This window comes from Mucilaginibacter sp. GW821-FHT07G05 (genome assembly GCF_059418565.1).
The window spans coordinates 528081-540778 of record NZ_JBWKQC010000004.1 but is presented as its reverse complement, the minus strand read 5'-3'; the positions used below and the strand labels follow the sequence as shown (position 1 = coordinate 540778).

15 protein-coding genes are annotated in these 12698 nt (G+C 44.4%); 8 read left to right on the top strand and 7 right to left on the bottom strand.

Translation table 11 applies throughout. From position 1 onward, the window contains the following. The first annotated feature begins 121 nt into the window (after positions 1 to 121). From AC07NA_RS13745 to AC07NA_RS13710, 8 genes are all read left to right on the top strand, one after another. Positions 122 to 1930: a tetratricopeptide repeat protein gene (locus AC07NA_RS13745; RefSeq protein WP_494898116.1), complete on the top strand. Its 1809-nt coding sequence runs from the start codon at positions 122 to 124 to the stop codon at positions 1928 to 1930. A gap of 23 nt (positions 1931 to 1953) precedes the next feature. After that, entirely contained in the window at positions 1954 to 2253 is a 300-nt protein-coding gene (locus AC07NA_RS13740; protein WP_494898115.1) for a DUF4286 family protein, read from the top strand. Positions 2254 to 2477: 224 nt separating this feature from the next. Then, positions 2478 to 2762, top strand: coding sequence for a hypothetical protein (locus AC07NA_RS13735; protein ID WP_345211646.1), 285 nt, complete (start codon positions 2478 to 2480; stop codon positions 2760 to 2762). Positions 2763 to 2914: 152 nt separating this feature from the next. Then, entirely contained in the window at positions 2915 to 4012 is a 1098-nt protein-coding gene (locus tag AC07NA_RS13730) for a vWA domain-containing protein (protein ID WP_345211764.1), read from the top strand. Between the two features lie 87 nt (positions 4013 to 4099). Further along, the gene (locus AC07NA_RS13725) at positions 4100 to 5608 is read left to right on the top strand and encodes a sigma 54-interacting transcriptional regulator (RefSeq protein WP_494898114.1); all 1509 of its coding nucleotides are present in this window, start codon (positions 4100 to 4102) and stop codon (positions 5606 to 5608) included. Between the two features lie 9 nt (positions 5609 to 5617). Beyond that, the gene (locus tag AC07NA_RS13720) at positions 5618 to 6901 is read left to right on the top strand and encodes a metallophosphoesterase (protein WP_494898113.1); all 1284 of its coding nucleotides are present in this window, start codon (positions 5618 to 5620) and stop codon (positions 6899 to 6901) included. A gap of 23 nt (positions 6902 to 6924) precedes the next feature. Continuing rightward, positions 6925 to 7815, top strand: coding sequence for a UbiA prenyltransferase family protein (locus AC07NA_RS13715; protein WP_345211643.1), 891 nt, complete (start codon positions 6925 to 6927; stop codon positions 7813 to 7815). Beyond that, positions 7805 to 8443 (top strand): class I SAM-dependent methyltransferase, encoded by a 639-nt coding sequence (locus AC07NA_RS13710; protein ID WP_494898112.1) that lies wholly within the window; start codon positions 7805 to 7807, stop codon positions 8441 to 8443. The genes AC07NA_RS13715 and AC07NA_RS13710 overlap by 11 nt, the downstream gene beginning before the upstream one ends. Positions 8444 to 8875: 432 nt before the next feature. On the opposite strand, the gene AC07NA_RS13705 is transcribed toward AC07NA_RS13710, so the two are convergent. The 7 genes from AC07NA_RS13705 to AC07NA_RS13675 are packed head-to-tail and all read right to left on the bottom strand — an operon-like array spanning position 8876 to position 12685. Continuing rightward, the gene (locus AC07NA_RS13705; protein ID WP_494898111.1) at positions 8876 to 9682 is read right to left on the bottom strand and encodes an OmpA/MotB family protein; all 807 of its coding nucleotides are present in this window, start codon (positions 9680 to 9682) and stop codon (positions 8876 to 8878) included. 4 nt (positions 9683 to 9686) lie between these two features. Continuing rightward, positions 9687 to 10349: a DUF2461 domain-containing protein gene (locus AC07NA_RS13700; RefSeq protein WP_494898109.1), complete on the bottom strand. Its 663-nt coding sequence runs from the start codon at positions 10347 to 10349 to the stop codon at positions 9687 to 9689. After that, positions 10327 to 10734 carry a DUF983 domain-containing protein gene (locus tag AC07NA_RS13695; protein ID WP_345211639.1) on the bottom strand — a complete coding sequence of 136 codons (408 nt, stop codon included), beginning with the start codon at positions 10732 to 10734 and terminating at the stop codon, positions 10327 to 10329. Before AC07NA_RS13695 ends, AC07NA_RS13700 begins: the two co-directional genes overlap by 23 nt. 18 nt (positions 10735 to 10752) lie before the next feature. Further along, positions 10753 to 11031, bottom strand: coding sequence for a hypothetical protein (locus AC07NA_RS13690; protein WP_494898108.1), 279 nt, complete (start codon positions 11029 to 11031; stop codon positions 10753 to 10755). 26 nt (positions 11032 to 11057) lie between these two features. Further along, positions 11058 to 11630, bottom strand: coding sequence for a DUF420 domain-containing protein (locus tag AC07NA_RS13685; protein WP_494898107.1), 573 nt, complete (start codon positions 11628 to 11630; stop codon positions 11058 to 11060). Positions 11631 to 11639: 9 nt separating this feature from the next. Then, complete coding sequence (locus AC07NA_RS13680; protein WP_494898106.1) at positions 11640 to 12299, bottom strand: SCO family protein; 660 nt, start codon at positions 12297 to 12299, stop codon at positions 11640 to 11642. Between the two features lie 38 nt (positions 12300 to 12337). Continuing rightward, on the bottom strand, positions 12338 to 12685 hold the full coding sequence (locus AC07NA_RS13675; RefSeq protein ID WP_494898105.1) for a cytochrome C oxidase subunit IV family protein: 348 nt from the start codon (positions 12683 to 12685) through the stop codon (positions 12338 to 12340). Positions 12686 to 12698 lie beyond the last annotated feature (13 nt).

Here is a 12698-nt window from a genome sequence, read left to right as displayed (position 1 = left end):
TAAATTAAAACAAAATATGATGATAAGGGGGCAATGTCACTACAATTTTACCCATGCAGTATTTTATTACTTTATACGTACGTTAATAATGCTTTGATACTAATTAACTATTTTTGGATAGATGAAGCAACTGTTTGTATTATTTATTTTAAGCCTGCTGTTTTGCAGCCCGCTGCTGGCACAAAACGAGGACATGCAGCTTGCCCAGCAATATGCCGCAAGCGGCGACAACCAAAAAGCGGCCGATATTTATCAAAAGCTGTACAAGCAAAATAACGAAGCTTTTTATCCTTATTATATCAACAGCCTGTTTACCCTTAAAAAATTCGACGAAGCGGAAGCCATCACCAAAAAGCTGATGAAGAAGCACCCCGAGCAGGCCGAATACATTATGAAACTGGCCGTTATTTACGAGCAGCAGGGCAATACCGATAAAGCCACCGCCATTTACGATAATATACTGAAGAACCTCCCGGCCGATAATACAGCCATTGTTACCACGGGCATGCAGTTTTACCAGGCGGGTAATAACGATTATGCCATAAAAACTTTTCAGCAGGGGCGCAAATTGCTGGGTAACGATGCTATGTTCAGCCAGGAATTGCTCACCCTTTATCGATTTAAACGCGACAAGGCAAATCTGACTGAAGAATACCTCAACTTTTTACCTAAAAACCCGGGCTACATTAACCAGGCACAAAACACGTTGGCAGGGCTATATGATGGCACGGCAGATTATGCCATACTGAAATCGGCCTTATTTAAACGGATACAGAAAGATCCGCAGCAACCCATTTATGCGGATATGCTTACCTGGGCGTTTTTGCAGCAAAAAGATTTTGAGCAGGCACTGAACCAGGCACTGGCATTAAATCGCCGCGGCAATAACAACGACAACAGCATTTTTGAACTGTGCGGCACTTTGGTATCCAACCAGGCTTATGATACCGCCATCCGGGGTTATGAGTACTTGGTTAGCAAGGGCAAGGAGAGCGATCTGTATATTTCATCTAAGGTAGAACTCATCAACGCCAAAAACTTAAAGGTAACATCGGGCAAATACCTGCCTGCCGATCTGTTGAGTTTGGAGCAGGACTATATCAGCCTGCTTACCGAGTTCGGTAAAAACAGGAATACCGCCTTTGCCATGCAAAAACTGGCCAACCTGCAAGCCCTTAAAATGCACAAATATGCTGATGCGCAAAAACTGCTGGAAGAAGCCATTGCCCTGCCGGGTATCAGTGTACAACTAATGGCCCATTGCAAACTCGACCTCGGTGATATTTACCTGCTCAATGGCAAACCCTGGGACGCTACCCTGCTATATAGCCAGGTTGAAAAAAGCATGAGCAATACCGATGTAGGGCAGGATGCCAAGCTGCGCAATGCCAAACTGGCCTATTATACCGGCGATTTTGTTTGGGCCAAAGGTCAGCTGAATGTACTTAAAGCAGCCACTTCGCAACTCATAGCCAATGATGCCCTTAACCTGCAACTCTTAATATCCGACAATACTGCTGCCGACAGTGCGGGCAATGCCCTCAAGATGTATGCCCATGCCGATCTGCTTATTTTTGCAGGCGAGCCCGAAAAGGCCCTGCGTACGCTGGACAGCATCGATAAAAAATTCCCGAACAATACACTGAATGATGATATACTAATGGCGAAGGCTAAAATATTCATCGGCCAAAAAGAGTACACAAATGCTGTAACCGCGCTTAAAAAGATAGTGGAAACCCATCCGCAGGATCTTTGGGGCGACGACGCCATTTTTATGCTGGGCGATATTTACGAGAACAACCTGAACGATAAGGAACTGGCCAAAACTTATTATCAAAAAATAATAACCGATTACCCCGGCAGTCTTTGGCTTAACGAAGCCCGTAAGCGCTTCCGCGTATTGCGCGGCGATTCGGCCGACGCGTCATAATTTTAATTCCCTATTTTTGCAGCATGATCATATATAACGAAACCATTATTATTGAAGAAACCACTCACCAGGAATGGCTTACCTGGATACAGCAAACACATATCCCCAAAGTGATGGAAACCGGTTTATTTACCTCTTTCCGCATTTTAACCGTGCTCGATTCCCCTAACGAGGGCGTTACCTACTGCATACAATACGATGCCGAAAACATGGATAACGTGGGCACCTACTATAACAACCACCATCCCGATATACAGGCCGCTCATCAGCAAAAGTTTGAAAACAAGTTTGTGATGTTCAGCACGTTGATGCAGGAGGTTTAGGGGTATAACTCACCCGATCTTCGCTGCGCTCGACCACCCTCTCTGCGCAAGCGCAAAGAGGGATTGTTAAGTTTTTCAACCTTCTTTCCACAAAGTGGAGAGAGGGTCGCCCAGCGAAGCGTAGGCGGGGTGAGTCCTCATCAATAAAAAATCTAAAAAAAATATTTTTCCCGGTTAAACCTTCGTCGACTATTATAGTCGGATGAGGGCATAAGCCCTAACTAATGAAACCAATCACAATTGCACTGCTAACACTGCTGTTTTTAAGCGGCTGTACGGCATTTAGCCGGCATACATCGTCCTACCAGTTAGGAATGACGGATGCCGAGTTTATTGTCAAAAACCCAACCGCGCGTGTTGTAGAGCGATCTGTTGATTGTACAGTGTATAGGCTGGATATTTACCTTAACGAGGGCCTGGTGCACAAGTACCTCTACTTTACCAACAGCAAGCTAATTAAAATACATAACGGCCCCACCGAACCCTACGCCCAGCCATCTAACCGGTAAAGCACAATTAAACAGAATTTTAACCTTACCGGGCATTATAGTTAACACAGCAATAACATTTACGCCGCTTATTGTCATATCTCTTTAACAAAACCGTTACCGCTGAACTTTTACATAAAATTATGCGTTAATTTATGTTCAGAAAGGATTATATGCGCGGTTACGGATTTTCAAAGTTTACGCCCAATGAGCTACCCAAGGGCGGCTTTGACGAATTATTAAAATTATTCCTCGAATTGCTCAACTATACCTCGGGCGATGCAGATGAGGCTTTGGCCTGGCTCAACGAGCTCGACAAACAATACAATATTACCAACGACGATTATGGCATGGGCGATTTCATCGATGAGCTGAAGCAAAAAGGCTACCTTGATGAAGACAAGCAGAACGGTAATTTCAACATCACTGCCAAAACGGAGCAAAGCATCAGGCAATCGGCGCTGGAAGAAATTTTCGGCAAGCTGAAAAGATCGGGCAAAGGCAATCACCGCTCGCCGCAATCGGGCCAGGGCGATGAAAAGAATGCCGAGCGCCGTGAATTTGAGTTTGGCGATAGTTTGGATCAGATAGACATGACGCAATCTATCCACAACGCGCAGGTGAACCACGGTATCGGCGATTTTATGATGACCGAGCGCGATCTGGAAGTAGAGGAAATGGACTATAAAACCCTTACTTCTACCGTGTTGATGATTGATATTTCGCACTCCATGATATTATATGGTGAGGACAGGATAACGCCCGCTAAAAAAGTAGCCATGGCCCTTGCAGAGCTCATCCGCACTAAATACCCTAAAGACACACTGGATATTGTGGTGTTTGGTAACGATGCCTGGCCTATTACTTTGCAGGATCTGCCTTATTTACAGGTTGGCCCTTACCATACCAATACCTACGCCGGGCTCGAACTGGCTGCCGATATGCTTCGCCGCCGTAAAACGCACAACAAGCAGATCTTTATGATTACCGATGGTAAGCCTACCTGCCTTAAAGAAGGCACCAAGTATTATAAAAACAGCATAGGGCTTGACAGGAAAGTGGTGAACAAAACGCTGAACATGGCGGCACAATGCAAAAGGCTTAAAATACCTATCACCACATTTATGATAGCTAAAGACCCCTACCTGCAACAGTTTGTACGCAAGTTTACCGAAACCAACGGAGGTAAAGCTTTTTACAGCTCATTGAACGGCTTAGGCGAATACATATTTGAAGATTATATACGCAACAGGCGCAGAACGGTGAGGTGAGTCTGAACCTGAATTTATAGAATTAAAGAATTAACAGAATAGCATCAGCGAAATCACCACTAATCGGTGAAATCCAAAAAAAATATAATGACTAAAAAAATAACAGACATAACAACCCTTGGCCAGCTAAAGCAAACGGATTATAAAAGCCGTTCGGTAAAGGATGAATTGAGGGCAAACCTGATTACGCAGCTGCAAAAAAACGAGGGTGGCTTTGAGGGTATCATCGGCTTTGAAGATACGGTGATTCCCGATCTGCAAACTGCCATTCTTTCGCGCCACAATATTTTGCTGCTGGGTTTACGCGGACAGGCAAAAACCCGCATAGCGCGTTTGCTGGTAAACCTGCTTGATGAATATGTACCTTATATTGAAGGATCGGAATTATTTGATGACCCTTTGAACCCTATATCATGGTACGGGCATAGCGTGGTTACCGAAAAAGGCGACGATACCCCTATCGCGTGGGTACACCGCTCTGAACGTTATACCGAAAAACTGGCTACACCCGATGTTACCGTTGCCGACCTGATTGGTGATGTTGACCCCATCAAGGCAGCCACCATGAAACTGACCTATTCCGACGAGCGGGTGATCCACTTCGGATTGATTCCGCGTGCACACCGTGGTATCTTCGTAATTAATGAACTGCCCGATCTGCAAGCCCGTATCCAGGTATCGCTGTTCAACATTCTGCAAGAAAAAGACATTCAAATTCGTGGTTTTAAGCTGCGCTTACCTTTAGATCTTCAGTTCGTATTCACCGCCAACCCAGAAGATTATACCAATCGTGGTTCGATAGTAACGCCGTTGAAAGATAGGATTGAGAGCCAGATCTTAACTCACTACCCTCGTTCGGTTGAAATTTCGCGCAAAATCACCCAGCAGGAAGCATCCCTTACCCCTGAACAACGCAGCACCATTGAATCTGATGGTTTAGTAAAAGATCTGGTAGAGCAGATCGCTTTTGAGGCACGTAATTCGGAGTATATCGATAAAAAATCGGGCGTATCGGCTCGTTTAACCATTTCGGCCTACGAAAATTTGATCAGCAATGCCGAGCGCCGCATGATCATTAATAATGAAAAAAGCACTACTGTACGTATTTCCGATTTCCTGGGTGTTATCCCGGCTATTACCGGTAAAATAGAACTGGTTTACGAAGGCGAACTCGAAGGTCCGGCCAAGGTAGCTAACATATTGATAGGTAAAGCTATCAAAAGCCTGCTGCTGCAATTCTTCCCCGATCCCGAAAAGGCTAAGAAATCAAAAGCGGCAAACCCGTATGCTGAAATTATCAACTGGTTTGGCAATGGCAATAACTTGTCTCTGTTAGATGGTTTAGCTGCCGCCGAATACAAAAAAGAGCTGAACTCCGTAACGGGGTTAAAAGCCTTAGTTAAGCAATTCCACCCACGCCTGAGCGAAAACCAGCAGCTGTTGCTGATGGAGTTTGTATTGCACGGCCTGGCCGAATTTTCGCAGCTTAACAAAGGATTTTTAGATAATGGCTTCGCTTTTTCTGATATGTTCAATAGCTTGTTTAACTTGCAGCCCGATGAGGACGACCTCGATCTGGACGACGACAGGTATTAACATTAAAGAATGAACGGAAAAGGGTTAGCAATAACAATTATTAGCGTGCTGCTTTTAGTAGCCGATATTTACATTATAAGCGGTCTTAGGGGCGCGTTCAAAAAATGGCGATTTATCCAAAGCAGGTATTTCGCCATTGCTTTTTATACCATATCGGTATTGCTCATTATTGGCTTGTACCTGGCTGTTTACGTTAAGCTTAACGTAGGTATAAGGGCGGCAATAATGCTGCTGTTCTTTATACAGGTGATCATTAAGGTATCGTACCTGCCCTTTGTGTTTATTGATGATATCCGCAGACTGTTCATCAGGCTTAAACGCAAAAAACAGCAACCGCAAGTAAAACCCGCTGATACTGCTGCGCCGCAGTTCCCGCCTATCCCCCGTTCGGAGTTTTTGCTTAAGGCCGGGTTGATCGCCGGGGCTGTACCGCTTGGCGCTATGGCGTATGGTTCTATATCTGGCGCGTATGATTACCGGGTTAAATACCGTAAGCTGTACCTCACCAATTTACCAAAAGCATTTGATGGCTTACGCTTGGGGCAAATTTCGGATATTCATTCGGGCAGTTTGTTTAAAAAGAAAGCCGTAGTTGGCGGCGTGGAAATGCTGATGCGCGAAAAGGCCGACATGATATTTTTTACCGGCGACCTCGTAAACGATATGACCAGCGAGATGCGCGACTACCAGGACATTTTCAACAAGGTAAAAGCCCCGTTGGGTGTATACTCCACCCTCGGTAATCACGATTATGGCGACTATGCCTGGTGGCCCGACGCGGCTGCCAAGCGCAAAAACCTCGACGATATGATCGCTACCCATAAAAACCTGGGTTGGGATCTGTTAATGAACACCAATCGCCGCTTAAAAGTAGATGGTGAAGAGATTGGCATTTTAGGCATTGAAAACTGGGGAGAATTAAGCCGTTTCCCTAAATATGGCCGCATGGATCTCGCCGTAAAAGACACCGGCGATCTGCCAGTAAAACTCTTACTCTCGCATGATCCTTCACATTGGCGTGCACAGGTTTTAAAAGATTACCCGCAGATAGATGCCATGTTTTCGGGCCATACACACGGTATGCAGTTTGGCGTACAAACCGAGCAATTTCAATGGAGCCCCATAGAATATGTGTACCGGGAATGGGCTGGTTTTTATCGTGAAGGCGCGCAGCAATTGTACGTAAATGTGGGTTACGGCTTTTTAGGCAGCACCGGCAGAATTGGAATATTGCCGGAGATAACGATATTTGAATTAAAAGCCGGACAAGACCCGAATTTGCCTAAAGCGTAAACCTTGCAGGCTGTTAACCAATCATGAAGAAACTGCTACAGCCAATACTCGATTTTTTGCTTTTCAGCAATGTGTTTATGGCTTTATGCGCTGTGGCGCAGGGGCTGGTCACTTTCCACCTCATCGGGGCGAAACCGGTGTTCGCGGTGCTGGCCTTGCTGTTTACCTCTACATTGGGGATCTATAATTTCTGCATACTTATTACCCGACCAAAATATCCCGAAAAGTCGCCCTATGTAAGGGTGCGCTGGTTTTTTAGTCATTACAGGTTGATGGTGAGCTTTACCATTATTTGCCTCCTCTCGCTTGCCCCTTTGTTTTTCATGGTGGGCACGGCCTCAAAAATATTACTGGTATTTATGGGGATAGTTTCCGTTTGTTACGGCTTGCCCCTGTTTACCCTTGGCGATCAAAAGTTCGGCCTGCGTAACATCCCCGGCTTAAAGCCCTTTTTAATAACCTCGGTTTGGGTATTGAGCTGTGTATTGCTGCCCATCCTCGAAGCGCAGGTTAGGCATATTGCCGATGTATCCATGCGCGACATGGTTATTCTATCCGCCAAGCGTTTTTTGTTCATCGGCGCGCTCACAGTGCCGTTTGATATCCGCGACCTCTTTCAGGACCGTCAATCGGGCCTCAAAACCATTCCCGTAGTTTGGGGCGAAAGAAATGCCTACCTGTTTTGCCAGTTTCTGTTGGCGGGCTATATAGTACTGCTCTTCCTGTTCAGACATAACGGCTTTAACACCGATTTCTTCGCCCTTACTTTCACCGTTGTGCTCACCGGCTGGCTCATCTTCCGCTCAACCTGGGAAAAGAACGAGTATTACTATTTCTTTTATTTAGATGGGGTGCTGATACTGCAATACGTGTTTGTAGCCGCTTTCAGCTTGATCAACAATCATGGCCTCTAATTACGATAGCTCCGCCGGTTTTTATGATTGGCTATCGCGATTGGTGTATGGCAACGCGCCTATACAAGCACAGCAATGCCTGCTGCCGCTTATCCCTGCAAATGCGCAGATACTTATCATTGGCGGCGGCACCGGTCGAATTATCGAAGATATCGCGGCGATACATCCATCAGGGCTGCATATCACCTATGTGGAAATTTCCGCTAAAATGACGGCGCTATCCCAAAAACGAAAAGCGGCAGGCAATACCATTACATTTATTAACAACGCCGTAGAAAACGTAAATATGCTACAGTCTTTTGATGTAGTGATCACCCCTTTCCTATTAGACAACTATACCGACGAAAAACTAAGCCCCACCTTCAAACATATCGACAGCCTTTTAAAACCCGGCGCACTATGGCTCGATACCGATTTTCAGTTAACCGGCAAGTGGTGGCAATGGCTGCTTTTAAACAGCATGATCGTGTTTTTCAAGCTCCTTAAAAGCATTGATTCCGCCAAATTACCCGATACCGGTAAATTATTTACTGACTATGGATACAGCATTGTGGATGAGAAAGAGTTTTATGGTAGGTTTATGGTAACAAGGGGGTATAGGAAAAAAACTCATAAAATTAACCTCTGATTAGCAATAGCCATAATCCCACACTGTCATGCTGAGGTACGAAGCATCTATTGTTATGTAGTTCTTCGTTAGGAATGGTTGTGCTATAATTGAACGTTAGTGGATGTAACTTTCTTTTTTCTCTCAAAAAAGAAAGTCACCAAAGAAAAACTGAGCGTAGCGATCTCATGAACGCCTTAAAACGAACAACCGTGAATAACATTGCGGCTGCGCAAGGAATTATTAACGTTCGTGCTTTAGCAGTGACAGTGCTACCCATTCCTTACGATGCCGCATTTTTTAGGGTATGTCAGGTCTGTGTTTTTGTTTGGCGCAGATCATTTCAAACTCCAAATAAAAACGTCATTGCGAATGCAGTGAAGCAATCTCTAAACTATGCAGAGGCATTACTTCACCACGTGCAATGACGCGTGAATGGAGTTTAAAAACTCTTTATTTCGTTATCAAATTGTACAGCTCATCTAACTTTGGCGAGAGCACAATTTCGATACGCCTGTTACGTGCACGGGCTTCGTTAGTACCTGCCAGGTCGATAGGCTGGTACTGGCTTTTGCCGGTCGCGGTGATACGTTGCGGGTCTATCTTCTCTACTTCGGTAAGGTAGCGGCTAACAGAGGTTGCACGCAATACGCTCAAATCCCAGTTATCCTTGATCTGCCCAAGGCTGATCACCTTTTTATCATCGGTATGGCCTTCTACTGATATATTGATATCGGTTTCTTTATTCAATACTACGGCCAGTTGTTGCAGGGCTTGTTTACCCTTATCGTCAATAACAATACTGCCCGACGGGAACAACAGTTTATCGGTAAGCGATACATATACTTTACCATTGCGGATATCAACCGTTAAACCGCTGGCCTGGAAACCAAGCAGTGCTTTTTGCAGTTTATCGCGCAGGGCGTTGGTGGCTTCGTCGCGTTTACGCAGAATATCTTCTACTTCTTTCAGGCGGGCTTCACGTTTTTGCAGGTCGGCGGAGAGTTGGTTTACCTTGCTCGATGTCGCCTTTAAATTACCATTAACGGTGTTGTAGTTACTTTGTAAATCGGCCAGTTCTTTATTGATGCGTGAGCTATCGGCACGCAGGCGGGCCAGCTCTTCTTCCAGCGTACTGGTACGGTTGGTTAACGAATCAATTTGCGCCAGCATGGCTTTGTGCTTTTTGGGCGACATTACCACGCATGCTTGTAATGCCATCAACAGGAACGCGGCTAAAAAAAGGTGTTTTATCTTCATAATATTAAGCAATTGCGTTATTTATAAATACATTAAGCGGATAGATCTTACTGCAAAGGTCGGCCACGTTTTTAACCAGGTCTTTTTGCAATAGTTCCTTATCCTCCAAATTACGGAAAGCGATAAAGCTTTTCAGCTTCAGCAGTTCAATATTTTCATTATCGGCGGCATAGTCGCGCGGTAAGGTCTTTAGTTTCTCCTGATCGCGGAAGTTGCCGAATAGTTTAACAAAGCCGGGTTCGTCAACTATACTTTTAAGCTCATGGGCGTTATAATCAATTTCCTGCCTTATGGCTTTCAGGTGCGCGGCTTCGGGCATCCAGTAGCCACCAGCTACAAAAGCCTTAGCGGGCTCAATGTGGATATAGTATTCTGATCCGCGTACGCCTTTGGCCTGTCGCGATAAACTGATGCCGAAATTGCGTTTATACGGTGTTTTATCCGGACTGAAGCGTACATCTCGGTAAATACGCATTACGCATTTCTTAGGGTCGAGGTTTTCATCAACCGCCGGATCAATCTTGTGGACCTCTTTTATCAGTTCGCCGGTAAAATCAATAACATTCTCGCGGGCCTTATCGTGCCTCGGTTTATTATCCATAAACCATTCGCGATTGTTATTTACCGTTAAATCCTTTAAAAAATCAAGTGTTTCCTTTATTATCATCGGTATCTAAATAAGGCTGATAGTGTATCTTGGGCGATAACCAGTACAGCAATATTACACGTGAATATCTGAAATTTATTGGTGCCAGCAAAAAGCATCCGCCTAAAATGGCGCAGGTGTACAACCATGGCGAATCGGCATTGTGCGTGAGCGTGTAGGTAGCTATAACAATACCAACAGCTTCGGCAATGTTAAGGGCGTAACTTACATACATGGCAGCGTAAAAGTAACCGGGCTCAATTTCAAACATCAGTCCGCAATGCGGGCAGCGTTCATTGATCTTGTTACTGCCGAAAGAGTACATGCCACCCACAAACATCTTTCCCCGGCGGCATCGCGGACATTTTGCATGTAGCATTGCCCATGCTTTTGGAGTTTGGGCCATAGCTAATGTTTTTATAGATTAGTTAAGATGCAGTTTCTCGGTACTGCGCATCTGGATAGCAACGTTTTTACGACGGTATTTTTTATACCATACAAAACCTACAATAGCAACCGCAATATATGGCATAGCCAGTAAATACATAATACCGCTGTTCAGTCCGCTGGTTTTTGTGTCGCCGCTGGCGTTATTTGTTTCAACGGCCGCGGTACACGCCGCGCATTGCGCTACTGCTTTTTGTGTGGTTGCTACCGATAACGATAATACTACCAAAATCAATAATATTCTTAATGCCTTCATCACTGTAAAATTAACGAATTAATAACTTAAAAGTTGTACCAGGGCGATATCATTAAATAAACAATTACGCCTGTAACGGTTACATACAGCCATATCGGGAACGTCCAGCGTACCAGTTTGCGGTGTTTTTCTACCTGCATTTGCAAACCGCGGTAAAAGCTCATTAAAACCAATGGCAACACGCCTGCCGCCAGTATAATGTGGGTAACCAGTATCACGTAGTAAACATAACGTATACCTCCCGCAGCGGTCTTTTCGGCTTCGCTTACTATACCGTTATGATCTGCATCGCCATATTTGGTTTCGGGTGCCAGGTAATGGAAACCTATGTACGAAACCAGGAATAATGCCGACAGGCAAAACGTTAAAATGTTAATGCGTTTGTGCAGGGTGATGTTGCCTTTTTTAATGTAGTATAACGATACCAGCAGCAATACGCTGCACGTACCGTTTAGTATGGCATTAAGCTTGGGTAAAAAGTAGATGAACGATGGCAATACGGCAGGCGCAGGTATAATTTTGCGGTTAAGTATTACCACTACCAAAAATACAAATATGGATACGGCGGCTACAAACCTGAATATAAACTTATCTGTCATTACTTATTTTTAATTAGGGGCTTTGATCTTTCTTAATTCTTCGGATATCAGCACTTTTATCTCATCGTTAAGCCGGGTGATCTCCTGTATCTTATTGCCCGGGTAATATCCGCGGATGCGTTTTTCAGCATCGATCAGCACCAGCTTATCGTTAAATACAAATTGTCCGTCGGGCATCTTCGCAGCGTTCAACAGAAAGCCGTTTTGCGCCAGGTTATATACCTGTGTGGTATCGCCTGTTAAAAAGAGCCATTTACTGGCGGGCAACTTAAACTTTTCGGCATAGTGTTTCAGCATTAAAGGCTGATCATGCTCCGGATCAACCGTTATGGATACAAACCTTACCATGTTGTTCTTTTGGTAGGTTACAGCCAGTTTACGCACGTTTTCGTTGATCACATCACAAGCATTGCCACAGCCCGTGTAAAAAAAGCTTGCAATAAATATCTTATTGGCAAATGTACTATCCGTAATCACTTTGCCCTCCTGATCGGTAAGGGTAAAGGCCGGCAGCTTATGAAATATAGTGTCGGGTATTACCGTGCCATGAAACTTATGGCTTGTTTTGGCAAGCACCTTAGGGCCAAAGAAAGGGAGACTTTTGTAGCGGTTTTTACCGCCTACAGTTAGTAAATAATATAAAAATCCCGGTACTGCTAATATGAGCACCAGGATTATTATTTTTTTTCCAATACCGGAATTGCGCATTATCTTGCGAAAAGAGCTACCCAGTGATGGCTTTCGTTAGTGAGTACAAGTATTAAACCGATGATGAACAATATTGGTACTACAAGCGAATATATTAAGCCTGCTTTTTCAAATTTAAGGTGCATAAAGAATGCTACAATGTAGTATGCTTTAAACAGCGTAAGCAAAATATAAACCGGATTAGCGGTTTCTATTTTCATGTGGCCTTTTGGCACCAGGTAAAGTGCTATAAAGAACTCTACTATGGTTACAGCTAATAATATTAAAAATACTACCACTATTTTTTTACGGGTCATGCCTTCATGCGCTTCGCCGTGTTCGTGATTCTCTGTATGTTCTAATGACATGATTGTATGCTTT